Source organism: Pseudomonas sp. LB3P81, assembly GCF_054897965.1.
In genome coordinates this window covers 1,190,389-1,206,510 of the sequence record NZ_JBUBVG010000001.1, presented here as the reverse complement: position 1 = coordinate 1,206,510, position 16,122 = coordinate 1,190,389, and the positions used below count along the sequence as shown (strand labels likewise).

The 16,122-nt window shown below is 60.9% G+C and carries 13 protein-coding genes; 9 read left to right on the top strand and 4 right to left on the bottom strand.

The window, feature by feature from the left end; all coding sequences use genetic code 11:
- Positions 1-2: 2 nt before the first annotated feature.
- The 4 genes from ACYZTL_RS05470 (at position 3) to ACYZTL_RS05455 (ending at position 2,896) form a co-directional block, all read left to right on the top strand.
- Positions 3-476 (top strand): type II secretion system protein, encoded by a 474-nt coding sequence (locus ACYZTL_RS05470; protein WP_461950929.1) that lies wholly within the window; start codon positions 3-5, stop codon positions 474-476.
- Positions 477-480: 4 nt separating this feature from the next.
- Positions 481-855 (top strand): type II secretion system protein, encoded by a 375-nt coding sequence (locus ACYZTL_RS05465; RefSeq protein ID WP_461950928.1) that lies wholly within the window; start codon positions 481-483, stop codon positions 853-855.
- 136 nt (positions 856-991) lie between these two features.
- Entirely contained in the window at positions 992-1,510 is a 519-nt protein-coding gene (locus ACYZTL_RS05460) for a type II secretion system protein (protein WP_461950927.1), read from the top strand.
- Positions 1,511-2,578: 1,068 nt separating this feature from the next.
- Entirely contained in the window at positions 2,579-2,896 is a 318-nt protein-coding gene (locus ACYZTL_RS05455; RefSeq protein WP_461950926.1) for a DUF6124 family protein, read from the top strand.
- A 285-nt stretch (positions 2,897-3,181) separates the two neighbouring features.
- On the opposite strand, the gene ACYZTL_RS05450 is transcribed toward ACYZTL_RS05455, so the two are convergent.
- The 3 genes from ACYZTL_RS05450 to ACYZTL_RS05440 are packed head-to-tail and all read right to left on the bottom strand — an operon-like array spanning position 3,182 to position 6,963.
- Entirely contained in the window at positions 3,182-3,304 is a 123-nt protein-coding gene (locus ACYZTL_RS05450; protein ID WP_461950925.1) for a hypothetical protein, read from the bottom strand.
- A 30-nt stretch (positions 3,305-3,334) separates the two neighbouring features.
- The gene (locus ACYZTL_RS05445) at positions 3,335-5,581 is read right to left on the bottom strand and encodes an Ig-like domain-containing protein (RefSeq protein WP_461950924.1); all 2,247 of its coding nucleotides are present in this window, start codon (positions 5,579-5,581) and stop codon (positions 3,335-3,337) included.
- A 35-nt stretch (positions 5,582-5,616) separates the two neighbouring features.
- Complete coding sequence (locus ACYZTL_RS05440; protein WP_461950923.1) at positions 5,617-6,963, bottom strand: hypothetical protein; 1,347 nt, start codon at positions 6,961-6,963, stop codon at positions 5,617-5,619.
- A gap of 270 nt (positions 6,964-7,233) precedes the next feature.
- On the opposite strand from ACYZTL_RS05440, the gene ACYZTL_RS05435 reads away from it, so the two are divergent.
- The 5 genes from ACYZTL_RS05435 to ACYZTL_RS05415 all read left to right on the top strand — a co-directional run bounded on the left by ACYZTL_RS05435 (position 7,234) and on the right by ACYZTL_RS05415 (position 15,697).
- Positions 7,234-8,679 carry a sensor histidine kinase gene (locus tag ACYZTL_RS05435; protein WP_461950922.1) on the top strand — a complete coding sequence of 482 codons (1,446 nt, stop codon included), beginning with the start codon at positions 7,234-7,236 and terminating at the stop codon, positions 8,677-8,679.
- 184 nt (positions 8,680-8,863) lie between these two features.
- A complete protein-coding gene (locus tag ACYZTL_RS05430; RefSeq protein ID WP_461950921.1) occupies positions 8,864-11,671 on the top strand; it encodes a multicopper oxidase domain-containing protein in 2,808 nt (935 codons plus the stop codon).
- Between the two features lie 17 nt (positions 11,672-11,688).
- On the top strand, positions 11,689-12,699 hold the full coding sequence (locus ACYZTL_RS05425) for an SCO family protein (RefSeq protein ID WP_461950920.1): 1,011 nt from the start codon (positions 11,689-11,691) through the stop codon (positions 12,697-12,699).
- 102 nt (positions 12,700-12,801) lie between these two features.
- On the top strand, positions 12,802-14,298 hold the full coding sequence (locus ACYZTL_RS05420; RefSeq protein WP_461950919.1) for a sensor histidine kinase: 1,497 nt from the start codon (positions 12,802-12,804) through the stop codon (positions 14,296-14,298).
- Positions 14,267-15,697, top strand: coding sequence for a sigma-54-dependent transcriptional regulator (locus ACYZTL_RS05415; protein ID WP_461950918.1), 1,431 nt, complete (start codon positions 14,267-14,269; stop codon positions 15,695-15,697). Before ACYZTL_RS05420 ends, ACYZTL_RS05415 begins: the two co-directional genes overlap by 32 nt.
- On the opposite strand, the gene ACYZTL_RS05410 is transcribed toward ACYZTL_RS05415, so the two are convergent.
- The gene (locus tag ACYZTL_RS05410) at positions 15,688-16,083 is read right to left on the bottom strand and encodes a hypothetical protein (protein WP_461950917.1); all 396 of its coding nucleotides are present in this window, start codon (positions 16,081-16,083) and stop codon (positions 15,688-15,690) included. The genes ACYZTL_RS05415 and ACYZTL_RS05410 overlap by 10 nt on opposite strands.
- Positions 16,084-16,122: the final 39 nt, after the last annotated feature.

The window sequence follows — 16,122 nt, the reverse complement described above, 5'->3', positions numbered from 1 at the left end:
TCATGAACGCCTCGCAACGCGGTTTTACCTTGATCGAAGTCGTGGTGACGCTGGCCCTGATCGGCTTGCTCGCCGGCATGGCCGCGCCACTGACCGAGACCGTGGTGCGCCGGGGCAAGGAGCAGGATTTGCGCACGGCGCTGTACCAGATCCGTGATGCCATCGACGCCTACAAACGCGCCTTCGACGCCGGTTACATCGAGAAGTCGCTGAACAGCAGTGGCTATCCGCCGAATCTCAAAGTGCTGGTGGACGGTGTGCGCGATGTGCGCAGCGCCAAGGGCGCCAAGTTCTATTTTCTGCGCCGCGTACCCCATGATCCGCTGGCCCCGGTCAAGCGCGACGACGAAGGCGGCTGGGGCCTGCGCGCCTATGACACTACGGCTCAAAACCCGCGCGAAGGCCAAGACGTCTTTGACGTTTATTCAAAGGCGCGTGGCAAGGGTCTCAATGGCATCGCGTACCGGGAGTGGTGAGTTTATGCGTCGGGAAAAGGGTTTTACCCTGGTGGAACTGATGGTGGTCTTGGCAATTATCGCGACCCTGATGACCATCGCCATGCCACGCTATTTCAACAGCCTCGAGACCTCGAAAGAGACCACGCTGCGCCAGAGCCTGTCGGCAATGCGCGAAGCGCTGGATCACTATTACGGCGACACCGGGCGTTATCCCGATTCGATCGATCAATTGGTGGAACAGCGTTACCTGCGCAGTCCGCCAATAGACCCGATTGCCGAGCGCAAGGACCTCTGGGTCATGGTCGCGCCGCCGGAGGGCGTACCGGGCGGGGTTGCCGATATCAAAAGCGGCGCCACAGGGAGGGCGCGAGATGGCAGCCTTTATTCCGAGTGGTAAAAACCTGTGGCGAGGGAGCTTGCTCCCGCTGGGTCGCGAAGCGGCCCCAAAAGAGGGACTGCTACGCAGCCCAGCGGGACGGTGCGGCGATCCGACAAGCTCCCTCGCCACAAGTCCGCTATCAAGCTTAAGTGAGATGCGCCGGACCAGCGAGGACGGTTTCACCTACCTGGGCGTGCTGTTCCTGATCCTGGTGATGGGCATGGGTCTGGCCAGTGCCGGCGAGTTGTGGGCCACTGCGGCGCGCCGTGACCGGGAACGCCAGTTGCTCTGGGTCGGCACGCAATACGCACAGGCATTGCGCAGCTATTACCGCAGTTCGCCGGGGCTGGCCCAGTATCCGATAGCTCTTGAAGACCTGTTGCAGGACGAGCGTTTTCCCAAGCCCAAACACCATCTCCGGCAGCTGTACCCGGACCCGATTGGCGGCGGCGAATGGACGCTGATGCGCGGCTTCGATGGGCGCATCACCGGCCTCAACAGCGCCTCCACGGACAAGCCGCTGAAGCAGGCGGATTTCCCCTCCCAGTGGTCGGACTTCGCCGGCATGGCCAGTTACTCGGACTGGCAGTTCGTGGCCGAAAAAGCCTCTCTCGATGGCACATCAGGACCTGCCAAAGGCCAGTCGGAATTGCCCCAGGCGTTGCAGCCATGAACCGATTCTGTTAGGTCGTAATCCTGATCCTGATCCTGATCCTGATCCTGATCCTGATCCTGATCTTGATGCTGGCGTCCGCTGCCGCCGTGGCCTGCGAAGGCGACCTGACAGCTGACCTGTTCTTGCGGATGTCCCCGGAACCATTGTGGGAGCTGGCTTGCCTGCGAAGGCGGCCTGATAGTCGACCTATATTTTGTTGACTGAGTACATATCCATTCCTGCGGTAACGGCCTCTTATGGTTTCGCCCTTACGGCGAGGCACTTTTTTCAAACGCCAAAAAAGTACCCAAAAAGGCTCGCCCCAGCGTCCGGCCCCTCGCTTAGGCTCGGTGTACCCTCGCTCCGGTCCTGCTCCGTGGGCCCGCCGCCATCGGCCATCCATGGCCGGGGGCGGCTAGCCCGGCATCCATGCCGGGCTGCCCACTGCGCAGAACCTCCACTCGGCCTCCCGAAGGGGCGGGCAGATCTAAATCAAAAGCTTGCGAGGCGAGCTAACGCTCGACCTCGTGGTTTGGTTGGTGTACGCCGATCCATTGTGGGAGCGAGCCTGCTCGCGAAGGCGGCCTGACAGCCGACCTGTTCTCGCGGATGTACCCGGAATCAATGTGGGAGCTGGCTTGCCAGCGATGGCGGCCTCATTACCGATGAAAATCTGAAGACCTCTTCGCTGGCAAGCCAGCTCTACAGGGGATCCAGGCTGATCTGAAGTCTTTGTTTAATGGTGTTTAGATTTACTTCCTGAAAGCTACAGTTTCTTGCGTCGTTGCCTACACCTACGCCAGAATCCGCCGGCTTGTGTGCTTTGGTCCTGGTCTCTATTGTTTCCGTGTCGCTGCCAATTCAGCGATCGGGTTTAGCGATCCGTACCACACATAGGCGCCACAACGCCCCAACCCAAGTGCAGACTTCTGTGTCTGCAGTTCTGTGTCATGGCGGCTGTGCGTGGGGGACCTTCGGGTCTACCCGGGCTTCCTATGTCCCGGATCGCTAACCTGCGTACAGCTGCCACCCTTACTTGTTTAGCGATAGGTCATGGTGGTTCAAGTTTTTCATAGGAGACTTTCCATGCCAAAACCAACCCCCAATCCCCCCGAAAGCGATCCCACCGATCCCGCTCCCGACCAGGGTTTCGATCCCTCCATCCGAAAAAACTCACATCCCTACACGCCCAATACAATGTTTTTAATCGCCCCGGACATCGACACCGAAACCCTGTTGTCGAGCGCCTGCGAATCGCTGGCTTCGGCCGGTGTCATGGCCTGTGATTTCGCGGTGTTTGTGGACGGCCCGCAGCGCAGCATGCTGTTGGGTATCCAGCAGGTGATCATGCTGGCGGACCTGGCGGTGAATCGGGCGCTGGATAACATTGATCCGCAGGAATAGGCAGTGAACCACCGTGGCGAGGGAGCTTGTCGGATCGCCGCACCGTCCCGTTCGGCGGCGCAGCCGTCGTTAAACCAACTCGGCAAATTTGCCTGACACTGCCTACGCAGCTTTTGGGGCCGCTTCGCAGCCCAGCGGGAGCAAGCTCCCTCGCCACAGGTTGATGCAGCGGAACTGCGTTATCGTTCTTCGCCGGCAAGCCGGTCTCCCACAGGGTAACTGCGCTCAGCACGTAAAAAAACCGCGATCCATCCATCAATGATCGCGGTTTTTTATACCCTGCAATTATTGCTGCAACACCGTCGCCCGGTTATCCATACCCATCTGCTGAGCAGTCGCCGTCTGCGTCACACCGCTCTGTTCAACATTGGCAATGTTCCCGGTGCGTTTGCACGAGACCAGCCCCATCGACCACCCTGTGGCCGATGGGGCGAGGGCTCAGTTCGAGGTCACCGAGACCGAGCGCACGGTGCCTTGGGACGAGGTGATGGTGGCGGTCGGGTTCGCCGATGGAATCACTGTGGTGGTGTTGTTCACCGTCAACCGCCAGCGACCGTTCGCCGATACCGTGGCGGTGCCCAGGGTCGCCAATCCGGTCGGGGTGCTGACCCGGACGGTGATGGTGTTGCCGGTGGTCACCGATGAAGTACCCGCAAATTCCCAGGTGAAGCGGTTATTGGAGCGCGCCGACACCGTAGCCGTGGTCACCGTGAAGGTTTCTGCCGGTGGTCGAGGCGAGACTTGTACGGTGACCGTCGCCGGTGTCACCGACAGGGCGCCGAGGCTGTCCCGGGCGATGTAGGTGAAGGTCGTAGTGAACGCCGTCGCAACGGTGGCCGGCGGGGTGTAAGTGATCACCGTGCCGTTGCGGCTGACGGTGCCGCGACCGACCGGTGGTTGGGTGAAGCTGGCGACGGCCAGCGGCACGTTGCCTTCCGGATCGGTGTCGTTGAGCAGCACATTGATCGGCACCGCCACGCCCAGCGTTGCGATGCTGTCCGCGACTGCCACCGGTGGCCGGTTAGGCGCCACGGTGATGGTCACGGTCGCCGGGTTTGCCGAGACCAGGCCTTTGACGTCTTGAGCCTTGTAGGTGAAGGTCGTGGTCAGCGGCACAGTGACCACGGCTGGCGGCGTGTAGACCACGGCGGCCGAGCCGCTCAACGCCACGGTGCCTTGCCCGGTGGCCGGTTGGGTCAGCGCGGTGATGCTCAGCGGCGTGTTGCCGTCCGGGTCGCTGTCGTTGGCCAGCAGGTTGAGGGTGAGCGGCACCCCGAAGCTGGTGCTGCCGGTGTCGGCAACGGCCAGCGGCGGCTGGTTTTCACCGCTGTCCGGTGCTGTTCCGGTGACCACCACAGGCTCGGTGTCGCTGCCGCCCGCGGCGGATTTGACTGTGACGGTGGCCGGTGGTTGCGGCAGGTCGGCGACGGTAAGGCGTTGCAGGATGCCGGTCTTCGACAGACGTCCGTAGCCTTGAGCGACCATGTCTGGCACTGCCACTTCATCCGTGGAAGTGGCCTCGATCAGCAGGCTGTGGTTGTTGAAGTTGTAGCGAGCGGTCTGGATTTTCACCAGGTCAGTGAGCTTGCTGGACACCGCCGTCGGCCGGGTGGTGCCGGTCGGATTGGTGGCGGTGAGCACCACAACCGAAGGCACGGCGCCAGTGACCAGATGCTGACCGAAGAACAACCCGTTGTTGTCGCCCACCAGGTGGGTCTGGCACGGCGAACGGGGTGGTCCGGGAACCAGCGCGACGGTTTCACGCAAGCACAGCGTCGAGCTGTTGTCCGCTTTGCCAAAGACTTCGACCCGGGTGCTGCTGCCGGTGGCGGAGGGGATGCGCCGGTAGGTGGCACGGCCCATTTCCACATGGGTTTGCGCACGGTTGTCGAGGACTTTGCCGGCGAGGGTGAAGAGGCTGGTCTGGATGGTCCCCGCCGGCCCGGTGATGCGCACGAAGTTGGTGTTGTTGGGGCTGCCGGTGACGGCTTCGGTGAGGTTCGGGTCGCCGACGAAGGTTTCGACGGTGCCGGTGTCCGGGTTCACCTCGGTGTAAGGGCCGTTGACGCTACGCAGGAACGGCCCGATGGCACCGTTCACGGCGCCGCTGAAATTGCCCGGCGCACCGATGCCGACATCTTTGGTGATGTTGATCGCACGCCGGCCCGGCGCGGTGACCTTGATCGTTTCCACACCGTAAGGGTGGGTGACGGTGTAGGTCCCGGCGGTGGGCACATTCACCCGGATGCGAATCCGCGCGAAGCTTTGCTGATCGCCATCGACCGGGTTTTCCGAGGCGAATGCCGCTTCGATCCCGGCCACGTAGGCGTCCATGCCATAGCCGGCGGCGTTGTTGGCGATGGAGGTTTCGGCGAGGAACCAGAAGGATTCCGGCGGCCAGTTATCCGGGAACACCATCGGTTGGCTGTCGTCGTAGACGCCGGGTTCCGGGAGCAGGGTGCACATGTAGGACAGCGGCACCGTGGCCGGCACCCGCGAGCTCGCGGCCCGGGACTGGCACAGCTCCATCGACAGCAGATTTTTGTCCTGATACCACATGGGGAATTTCCCCGTGGCGAAGGTGTAAGGGCCGGGGTCGACGGCGGCGAGTTGCGCGAACGCGCTACCGGACAGCGATAGAGTCAGTCCCAAGGCGTTGAGCGCCAGGCGTGGCCAATTGTTCATGATGCCTCCTGATGAATATCTGGGCATGTGAGCGTTCATTGCACGATGACCACTTCTTCGGTATCGCTACCGCCATTGGATGACGTCACCCGAACCTTGGCCGGTGGAATCGGCGAGATCCCGGTAGCCAGGCTTTTCACCGCGCCGTCGCCACTGAGGGCGCCGATGGCGGTGCCGGTGCCCGAGGTGGCGGTCAGCACCGGCGGCGAAGTTTCGTCGCTGGTCGAGGCCACCACTGTTATTTGCCCGCTGCTCAAGCTGTACTCGGCGCGCTGGATCACCACCAGGTCGGTCAGCGGCATCGGTAAGGTGGTCGGTGTGCTGCTGGGGATGGCCAAGTGGTTGTCAGCCGTCATTTGCAAGGTGCTCGGCAAGCTCGGGTTGGTCGAAGACTGTACGTACCAGTTGCCGGTCGTGTTGGCCTCCCGCAGCTTCAGTACCGGGTTGTTGCTGTCCAGGGTGACGGTGGCGGATGGCGGCGGAGCCAAGACGAACACGTCCTGTTGCGCCACCGGTGCGCTGGCGCCGGCACGTCGCGAGTAGGTGCTGCGCTGGGTGATCATCGGGGTCGGCCGGATCACCTTGGACAACTTGCCGGACACGGCGAACACCGTCGTGCGCAGATCCAGTCCGTTGGGGCCTTCGATGCGGATGAAGTTGGTGTTGAACGGACTGCCGGTGACGGCTTCTTCGAGGTTCGGATCGCCGATGAAGGTTTCCGCCTGGCCAGTCACCGGATTGGTTTCGGTGTAGGGGCCGTTGAGGCTGCGCAGGAAGGGTCCGACGTCACCCTTGAGGGCCCCGTCGTAAGTCTTCGGCGTACCGATGCCGATGTCCCGGGTCATGTTGATTGCGCGCCGTCCGGGTGTGTCGATGTTGAACACATCGACGCCGTAGGGGTGGGTGATGACGTAGGTGCCGGCGGTGGGCACGTCGACACGAATGCGCACCCGGGCGAAGCTGACCTGGTCGCCTTCAATCGGCTCTTCGGCGGCGAAGGCGGCTTCGATCGCCGAACCATAGGCCAGGTCGATGCCCCTGGCCGCGTCTACGATCGTGCCATCGACGGTGAACCAGAACGCTTCATCCGGGAAGTTGGTCGGGAAGTCGATCGGTTGCGCATCGTCGAACACTCCCGGCGTCGGTAGCAGGTTGCACATATAGGTCGGTGCGCCCGGCGCACTGGGCACCCGTGAACTGACGGCCTTGGACAGGCAAAGATCGAGGGTACGACCGTGGGTGTCCTGATACCAGGCAGCGAACGAACCGTTGGCGGGAACATAAGGCCCCGGGTCGACAGCGAACAGCGCTGCCTGGGCGACGCCTTGGGCCAGAGTGGACACGACCAGGGCGATCGCGGTTTTGGACAGTAAAGGGTGCATGAGTATTCCCTCTATCAGAGACCTGCCCCGTGGGGATGGGTCAGTTGAGCGGGAGTTCGGCAACTTCCATACCAATCGCAGGAAACGGCCGTCAGAGGCCAGGAATCAAGGCTTGTCAGGCTCAAGCCGGGTTTGAATACCGGCCGGTAATCAGGGCCGCTGCCCCCAACATTGGGGGTAGATGGAAGTTGGGGAAATGCGGACTCCGGATCGGGCAAACAACCATGAGTGGGCTATAACCAATGGGGGGAATCGCCGAGAAGTACACCCATGAACTTGCCTACGCAAACGCTCCAGTCCGAGGAGGGCGCTCGCCTGAACCCGCGCAAGCAGCCGTTCAACCTGCTGCGCTGGTTTTCGCTCATCAGCATGGCGGTGATCGGCACGGTGGCGGTGGCGTTGGGCGCAGTGTCCACGCGATTCGTGATTACCGAGAGCGTGCAGCGCGATGCGTTGCTGACCTCGCAGTTCATTCAGGCGATCGCCGCGGCCGAGCTGCGTCATGTGTCGATCCCGAATGTGCGGACCCTGGGCGAGCTGCTGGACCCGCGCACGGACAGGGATTTCCCGGACGTCGACCCGATGGCCCGCGCCAATGTCCGGGGCGAATTTCTCGACCATGTCGAGCACCTGCCGGACGTGATCCTGGTCAACATCTATGCGCCCGATCGCATGGTGATCTGGTCGACAAACCCGGCTTTGATGGGGACCACGATTCACTCCAACGAAGACCTGGACCAGGCGTTTGCCTCCAAGACACCTGTGTCGACCAGCTACCACAATGTCGACAAGACACGCATGGAACAGAAGTTCGTGTCGCCACCGGATTTCATCTTCATCGAAAACTACATTCCGCTGTTCGATGCCGATGGCAAGAACGTCACCGCGATGGTGGAGATCTACAAGGAACCGAAGGATTTGATCGAGCGCATGGAACGCGGCCTGGTGCTCATCTGGCTGGCCACCGCGCTGGGCGGCGGGCTGATTTATCTGGGGCTGTACTGGATCGTGCGCCGGGCGGCGATTCTGCTGGAGGCGCAGCAAAAACAACTGATCACCAACGAGACTTTCGTGGTCCTGGGCGAGATGTCGTCGGCGGTGGCCCACAGCTTGCGTAACCCGTTGGCGACCATTCGCTCAAGCGCCGAGCTGGCGCTGGAGTTCGACAGCAGCCCGGCGCACAAAAACATCACCGACATCATCGGTCAGGTGGATCGCATGTCGACTTGGGTCCGGGAATTGCTCCAGTCCTTGCGCCCACTGCATGACGAGCCCGAGCCGGTGAATCTGGTGGCGGCGTTGCACGACAGCCTCATGGCCTTCGAACAGCAGATCGCCAAGGCCGGGGTTCACGTGGTGTTCGAACCGAAGGACACGTCGATGGTCCTGAGCCAGCAAATACAGGTGTCGCAGATCCTCAACAGTTTGCTGGCCAATGCGCTGGAAGCCATGGACAAGGGCGGCACGCTGACCATCACCCTGGAGCCCACTGATGCCCGAGGCGTCAGTATGGTGGTGAGCGACACCGGCAAAGGTATGAACGAGGAACAATGCAGCCTGGCCTTCCGGCCTTTTTTCACCACCAAGCAAGGCGGGCTGGGTGTCGGGCTGGTGCTGGTCAAACGAATCATGGAGCGCTACGGCGGTGCCGTGAGCCTGGAGAGTCGCGAGGGCGAGGGCACGTGTGTCCGCCTGTCGTTCCAGCAGATTCCCTGAAACGGGGATGAACTTTCCCCGGTAGCGGGTGTCATTCCCCAGTCGTTTTTTCTGGCATGGCACATTGATGTTGATAAGCCATTGTTTCGCTAGGTATTAGTGCATTTGCGTAAGGTTGTTACAGATCTGGCGAGCTCCTTGCAAAACCCCCATTACCCCCTTCACGACTTCGAGGCGGCTGGTGATGGACAGAAAAGCGCGGCACCCCTGCAAGTGGTTTGGTCTCCTGACGCCCCTGAGCGTCCTTCTGACAATGACGCTCGGTACAACGAGCCTGCAGGCCGGCCCGATCGACGACGAAGGACAGCCCGGACCGTCCGACCCTTCGGCGTACCACGACGAACCGGCTGACAGACAAGGCGCCTTGAACGCTATTTTGACCATGCCCCCGGCTAACCTGGATTCCTTTGATTTGCCGGGTGGCGTCAAAGGCAGCAAAGACACCACGCGCCAGGAAAACATCCTGCCGCCGGCATTGCAGACCAGCTTCGATTACCCCACCAATGGAAAACCCAGTCCGCTGTACGGTGCTCTGCCGTTCACTCAGCCACTGGCGCTGTTCGAAGAATTCGGCACGGAAAAACTTGATCCCAGCACCCCGGCGGGGCCGTTGCCGTTTCCACCGCCCGCCATTGGCCCGCTGCCGCAACAAGATCCCACCAGCGCCGCTCGCAGCGCTCCGCCGAGTGCGGCGCTCGACGCGTTCTTGCGTCAACCAGGCTTGACTCCGTTCCCCAGCCAGTATTCCAACGTGGTCGACCGCAACCCTTGGCAGAAGCAGATTGAATTTTTCCTTAACCGACGTATCGGCTCGTCGGCTGAAGGCCGTCCGCCAGGAAAAGGCTGGTCGCACCAGCGCTGGAACGAGTTTTACCCGCAGACGGCCTACAAGACTGTGCAAGCCGGCGCACGGTTGAATACCGGTTTGCGTGACAGTCGTCAGATGCATCGCTATGCCATGGGCGAGTTTGGGCCCGGTGGCCTCTATTACAATGTGGCTGGCGTGCCGGCGACCGCAGGCACCGCCAAAGGCGTTGAACCGCGTTTGCACCCGAAAATGCCGGTGCAGAAACACAACTCGGTATGGACCTTCGACGGCACCTTTCCGCCCAAATTGCTCATGGTTCGGTACGGACAACCGGTGTTGATGCGCCATTACAACGGCTTGCCGATCGACCCGTCAGCAAACATGGGGTTTGGTCTGCACACCCTCACCACCCACGAACACAACGGTCACCAACCGGCAGAAAGCGACGGTTATGCCAACGCATTTTTCTTCCCCGGGCAATTCTACGACTATCGCTGGCCGATCCAGTTGGCCGGTTACGACAGCATCAACACTAAGGCTGAGGACCCGCGTGCAGCTTTTCCGTGCGCGCCGGGCGAAACCCTGTGGACCAACGATCTCACTCCCAGCCGCAAGACCTGCGAAAACGGCACGATCAAGATCCGCGGCGACTGGCGCGAAACCATGAGTACCCATTGGTTTCACGACCACATGCTCGATTTCACCGCGCAGAACGTCTACAAGGGCAACGTGGCAATGATGAACTACTACAGCGCCCTGGACCGTGGCAATGAATCGGTGAATGACGGCGTCAACCTGCGTTTTCCCAGTGGCAGCGCCTTGCCTTGGGGTAACCGAGACTACGACGTCAACCTGCAGTTTTCCGACAAGGCGTGGGACAAGAACGGTCAACTGTGGTTCAACCCGTTCAATACCGACGGCTTCCTCGGTGATCAGGTGCTGGTCAACTGGAAGTGGAAACCGGTCCTGGATGTGCGCGCCCGCAGCTATCGGTTCCGCATGCTCAATAGCTCAGTGTCGCGCTACTTCAAATTCGCGCTGGTACGCGAGATCAAGGGCGCCAGCGGCGAGTTCCAAGGGCCTGCCGGGTCGGGCGTGTCGTATGCCCGGGTGCCGTTCCACATGATTGCCAACGATGGCAATGTCATGGAACACAGCGTGCCGTTCGACGGCAGCATGGACCTGGATGCCGACGGTGATAAACAGAACCACAACGCGATCCTGCCAACCCTGGGCATCGCCGAGCGTTTCGACATCATCGTTAACTTCTCGAAAAACGGGGTCAAAGCGGGCGACAAGCTGTTCTTCGTCAACCTGCTGGTGCACGAAGACGGCAAGGGCCCGGAATTACCCGCCTCCCTGGCTGACGTGCTGTCCGAGAAGTACAAGGCCGTCATCAAGCAAACCAGCAAGGGGCCGAAGTGGGAGGACGGTGATCCGGGGGTAGGCAAGGTGTTGCAATTCAACGTCAAGGCTTACACCGGTCAGGACCTGGCCATGGACCCGGCCGCTTATGAACCGGCCAAGCCGGGCAAGGCTGAAGGCCTGGTGATGATCCCGCTGAAAATTCACCGTGATAATGCGGCCGACAAGGCGCTGCTGGCCAAGGCCCGTCACCGCACCTTCACCTTCGGTCGCTCCGACGGCACCGATCTGGCGCCGTGGACAATCAAGACCGACGGCGGTTTCGGTTTCAGCATGGACCCCCGTCGGCTGAGCGTCGGGACCAAACTGGCCTCCGGCCCGACCGATGCCGGCGCCACGGGCTTTGGTACGCTGGAAGTCTGGCACATCAAGTCCGGCGGCCTGGGCTGGAGCCACCCGGTGCACGTGCATTTCGAGGAAGGGATCATCCTCAGCCGTGGCGGCAAGCTACCACCGGAATGGGAAAAATGGGCACGCAAGGACGTATATCGCGTCGGAACGGAAACGGATGCTACGGACAACGTCGAGATTGCGATCAACTTCCGCGAATTTGCCGGGACGTACATGGAGCACTGCCACAACACTCAACATGAGGACAACTCCATGTTGTTGCGTTGGGACGTTGAAAAACCGGGGCAACTGCAGTTGATGCCGACTCCGTTGCCGAGCTGGGATGGTGTGCGCTACGTGAACTCCGCCGCACTGCCAACCTTCCGCACCGGCGATGGCTACGGCCCCCAAGTGGTGGTCAAACCATGATCCGCAGGGGAGCCGACATGACACTGCACACGCCGCGCTCCCGCGCCCTGGGCATGCACCTGATTCTGGTACTGGCGACGTTTCTGCTGGCCAGTCAGGTGCTGCTCGCTCATGACGGTGCACTGTCGCCGACGGAATCGGCGACACCCTGGGGCGGTGATTACTTCCCCAACACCTTGCTGACCGATCAGGACGGTCGGCAGGTGCGTTTTTTCGATGACCTGATCAAGGGCAAAGTGGTGGTGATCAACTTCATTTTCACCACGTGCAGCGACTCCTGTCCGCTGGAAACCGCGCGCCTGCGCCAGGTGCAACAGTTGCTGGGGCCCCGGGTCGGCGAGGACATCTTTTTCTACTCGATCAGCATCGACCCGTTGAGCGATACACCCGAAGTGCTCAAGGCTTACGCGCAGCGCTTCAAGGTCGGGCCAGGCTGGCAGTTTCTCACCGGCGAATTCGACGCCGTTACCGACCTGCGTAAAAAGCTCGGGCTGTTCATCGAAGGCGTCGACAACGGCCGCAACAAGGACCACAACCTGAGCCTGATCGTGGGTAACCAAAGCACCGGTCGCTGGATGAAAGCCTCACCGTTCGAGAATCCGTGGATCCTCGCCGATCAGTTGGCCAATACCTTGCATAACTGGAAGCAACCCAGCGTTGAACAAAGTTATGCCGATGCGCCCGAGATCCGCCCGCCGAGCAACGGCGAAGAGTTGTTTCGCACCCGTTGTGCGTCGTGTCACAGCCTCGGGCCGCAAGACGGGCAGGGCATTGGCATGCGCAACATCGGTCCGGACCTGATCGGCGTGACCCGTCTACGGGATCCCGCCTGGCTCAATCGCTGGATCCGCGAACCGGATCGCATGCTTGCCGAAAAGGACCCGATTGCGCTGGAACTGTTTCAACGCTTTGACAAAGTGCCGATGCCAAACCTGCGTCTGGATGTGAACGCGGCGCAGTCCATCGTCGATTTTCTGGAGGAGGAAACCGATCGTCAGCAACCGTTGCAGGCCGCACAGGCGCCATAGCGGCTAATTACTAGCGTTGAGCCGCCGGGCTCGAACAATGCCACCTACACTGATCCGAAACGCCACTGAAAAGGCTTCATGTCAGTACCCAGGATTCGCCCCATGCAGATACTCGAACAACAAAAAGTACCTGCGCCGCCGAATACGCCGGCAGCAGAAAGCACGGGATGGCGTGGACAGTTCAATCTGCTGCGCTGGTTCTCCTTTGGGAGCTTTTTCATTATTGCCGCCGTGGCGTTGGGGCTGGGCTACATTTCCACGCGTTTCGTGGTCGAGGAGAGCATCGAGCGCGATTCCATGCTGACCGCGCAATTTGTTCAGGCCATCGGTGATGCCGAAATCCGCCACGCCTCGATCAACCCGAACAGAACCATGGGCGAAATGCTCGACCCGCGTCAGGACAACGCCTACCCCGATGTCGATCCGGGTGCCCGTGCCGCCTCGCGCACCGAGTTTCTCGAACATGTGGAGCTTCTGCCGGACATTCTGCTGGCCACGGTGTACGCGCTGGATCGCACCGTGGTCTGGTCGACCAACCCGGAGTTGATCGGCGTGCGAATTGAAGATGATGAGGAACTGGACGAATCTTTCGAGATGAAGGAAGCCGTGTCCACCAGCTACCACGAGATTGATGAGGAACGTCCCGAGCAGAGACTGTTGCGCGAGCCGGAGTATCTGTTCATCGAAAACTACATTCCGATGTTCAATGCCGACAAGAGCAAGGTCATCGCCATGGTCGAGGTCTACAAGGAGCCGGCTGATCTGGTTGCGCGCATCCAGCGCGGTTTCAAGGCGATATGGTTGGCGACCTTGATCGGCGGTGCCGTCATCTACCTTGGACTGTTCTGGATTGTGTGGCGTGCGGCCAAGCTGCTCGAGAGCCAGCAGAAACAGCTGATCGCCAACGAAACGTTCGTTGCCTTGGGTGAAATGTCCTCGGCCGTGGCCCACAGCTTGCGCAATCCGTTGGCGAACATTCGCTCCAGTGCCGAACTGGCTCAAGAGATTGCCAGCCAGAATGCGCAGAAAAACATCGGCGACATCATCAATCAGGTCGATCGCATGTCGCGCTGGGTTCGCGAGCTGCTGGTGTCGTTGCGGCCGATGAATGACGAGTACGAAACGGTGGATCTGGTGCTGGCCATCGACGACACCCTCAGTGCCTTCGACGCACTGATCGACCGCTCCAGTGTCGAGGTTCGTTTCACCCCCAATACCTGCCCACCGGTCGTCAGCCAACAAGTGCTGCTGACGCAAATTCTCAATAGCCTGTTTGCCAACGCCCTGGAAGCCATGCCCAAGGGCGGCGTGCTGACTATCGACATTGAATCGACTCAGCCCGGCCACATGCGCATGACCCTGAGCGATACCGGCGCGGGCATGACCAAACAGCAGCAGCAAATGGTCTTCAAGCCGTTTTTCACCACCAAACAAGGCGGGTTGGGCGTGGGCCTGGCCCTGGTCAAACGAATAATGGAACGCTTCGAGGGCTCGGTCGAACTGACCAGTCAGGAGCAGCAAGGGACCCGCGTCAGCCTTAACTTTAAAGTGGCAACGGGAGGGGAATATGGAGCACAGCATTCTGCTGGTCGAGGATGATGAACTCCTCGCCAGGAATATTCAGACTTTCCTTGAGCTCAAGGACTTCGACGTGACGGTCTGCCACTCGGCTGAAGAGGCGCTGGAGCAAATGCGCACGTTCGCCCCGGACGTGGTACTGACCGACAACTCGCTGCCTGGCATGAGCGGTCACGATCTGATCCAGAAGCTGCGCATCAGCGCGCCGGACCTGAAAGTGATCATGATGACCGGCTACGGCAATGTCGAAGACGCCGTGGTGGCGATGAAAGAGGGAGCGTTCCATTACGTCACCAAACCGGTGGCGCTGCCGGAACTCAAGCTGTTGCTGGACAAGGCCCTGGCCACCGACCGGATGGAGCGCACGCTGTCGTTCTATCAGGAACGCGAAGCGCAGAAGTCGGGGGTGCAGGCCTTGATCGGCGTATCGGGGCCGATGCTCTATCTGAAAAACACGATTGGTCAGTTGCTCGACGCCGAGCGCCGGATGGCCAACACCGATCTGCCGCCCGTGCTGGTGGAAGGCGAGACCGGCACCGGAAAGGAACTGGTGGCCCGCGCGCTGCATTTTGACGGTCCGCGCGCCAAGGGGCCGTTCATTGAGTTCAACTGCGCATCGATTCCTTCCAACCTGGTGGAGTCGGAATTGTTCGGCCATGAGAAGGGCGCGTTCACCGACGCCAAGGACCGTCGCGTTGGCCTGGTAGAAGCGGCCGATGGCGGAACGTTGTTCCTTGATGAAGTGGGTGAAATGGACCTGCTGCTGCAGGTCAAACTGCTGAAGCTGATCGAAGATCGGACCATTCGCCGGGTCGGTTCGGTGAAAGAGCGCAAGGTCAATTTGCGAGTGATCAGCGCCACCAACTGCAACCTCGAACAAATGGTCCAGCAGGGCAAGTTCCGCCGCGATCTGTTCTTCCGCTTGCGCATCATTTCGATCAAGGTGCCGCGCCTGTATGCCCGTGGCGAAGACATCCTGTTGCTGGCCCGGCACTTCCTGGCGATCCACGGCAAGCGTTATGGCAAACCGAACCTGCATTTCAGCGCCCATGCCGAAGAATTACTGCTCAATTACAGCTGGCCGGGCAACGTGCGCGAATTGCGCAACATGCTCGAACAAACCGTGCTGCTGGCCCAGAACGACACTATCGCCGCCCACCAGTTGAACGTCTGCCTGAGTCTGGTGGATGAGCCCCAGGTGATGCCGGAAGCGCAACACCACAGCGAGTCACGTCCGGTCTACAACGGCAACGAGTCGATGAACCTGCCGGAAGTGGAGCGCGACATGGTGCGCAAGATGCTCGACAAGACCGACTGGAACGTTACCAAATCCGCACGTCTGTTGGGCCTGAGCCGCGACATGCTGCGCTACCGGATCGAAAAACTCGGCCTCGCGCGCCCGGACAAACGTCAGTGGTAAACGGGCGTCGCCTGACCCTGACGACTGAGGCAGGCCAGCAGGCAAGTGGGGTCGATGACTTCTTCGTTCACGTAGATGCCGCGTTCCGGATCGTAGGAGCGGATGAACACCCGGACGGTGGCGTCCGCGATCGTCGGCAACCGTGAGTCGGAGAACTCGTGCTGGCTGGCGATCGGGATGAACTCCAGAGGTGGTGTCGGGATGTACGAGCGCGGCGGCACTGTGCTCAGGGTCGGCGGAACGGGGTGGGCGAAGGGCTGGTTTTCCCCGTAATAGTTGAACTCGCTGCTGTACTCGGACGTGGGTGTCAGGCTGTCTTGCGCGTGAACGCCGGTGGCGGCGGTCAGGCAGAGGGCGAACAGCAGCGGCAGATCGGTGTGTTTCATGGCAGCACCTGCGAAATCGGTTTTCCCGCATTTCCCCAA

Coding starts and splice junctions, on each gene's coding strand:
- ACYZTL_RS05470 (WP_461950929.1), top strand. CDS start 3: ATGAACGCCTCGCAACGCGGTTTTACCTTGATCGAAGTCGTGGTGACG.
- ACYZTL_RS05465 (WP_461950928.1), top strand. CDS start 481: ATGCGTCGGGAAAAGGGTTTTACCCTGGTGGAACTGATGGTGGTCTTG.
- ACYZTL_RS05460 (WP_461950927.1), top strand. CDS start 992: ATGCGCCGGACCAGCGAGGACGGTTTCACCTACCTGGGCGTGCTGTTC.
- ACYZTL_RS05455 (WP_461950926.1), top strand. CDS start 2,579: ATGCCAAAACCAACCCCCAATCCCCCCGAAAGCGATCCCACCGATCCC.
- ACYZTL_RS05450 (WP_461950925.1), bottom strand. CDS start 3,304: ATGGGGCTGGTCTCGTGCAAACGCACCGGGAACATTGCCAATGTTGAA.
- ACYZTL_RS05445 (WP_461950924.1), bottom strand. CDS start 5,581: ATGAACAATTGGCCACGCCTGGCGCTCAACGCCTTGGGACTGACTCTA.
- ACYZTL_RS05440 (WP_461950923.1), bottom strand. CDS start 6,963: ATGCACCCTTTACTGTCCAAAACCGCGATCGCCCTGGTCGTGTCCACT.
- ACYZTL_RS05435 (WP_461950922.1), top strand. CDS start 7,234: ATGAACTTGCCTACGCAAACGCTCCAGTCCGAGGAGGGCGCTCGCCTG.
- ACYZTL_RS05430 (WP_461950921.1), top strand. CDS start 8,864: ATGGACAGAAAAGCGCGGCACCCCTGCAAGTGGTTTGGTCTCCTGACG.
- ACYZTL_RS05425 (WP_461950920.1), top strand. CDS start 11,689: ATGACACTGCACACGCCGCGCTCCCGCGCCCTGGGCATGCACCTGATT.
- ACYZTL_RS05420 (WP_461950919.1), top strand. CDS start 12,802: ATGCAGATACTCGAACAACAAAAAGTACCTGCGCCGCCGAATACGCCG.
- ACYZTL_RS05415 (WP_461950918.1), top strand. CDS start 14,267: ATGGAGCACAGCATTCTGCTGGTCGAGGATGATGAACTCCTCGCCAGG.
- ACYZTL_RS05410 (WP_461950917.1), bottom strand. CDS start 16,083: ATGAAACACACCGATCTGCCGCTGCTGTTCGCCCTCTGCCTGACCGCC.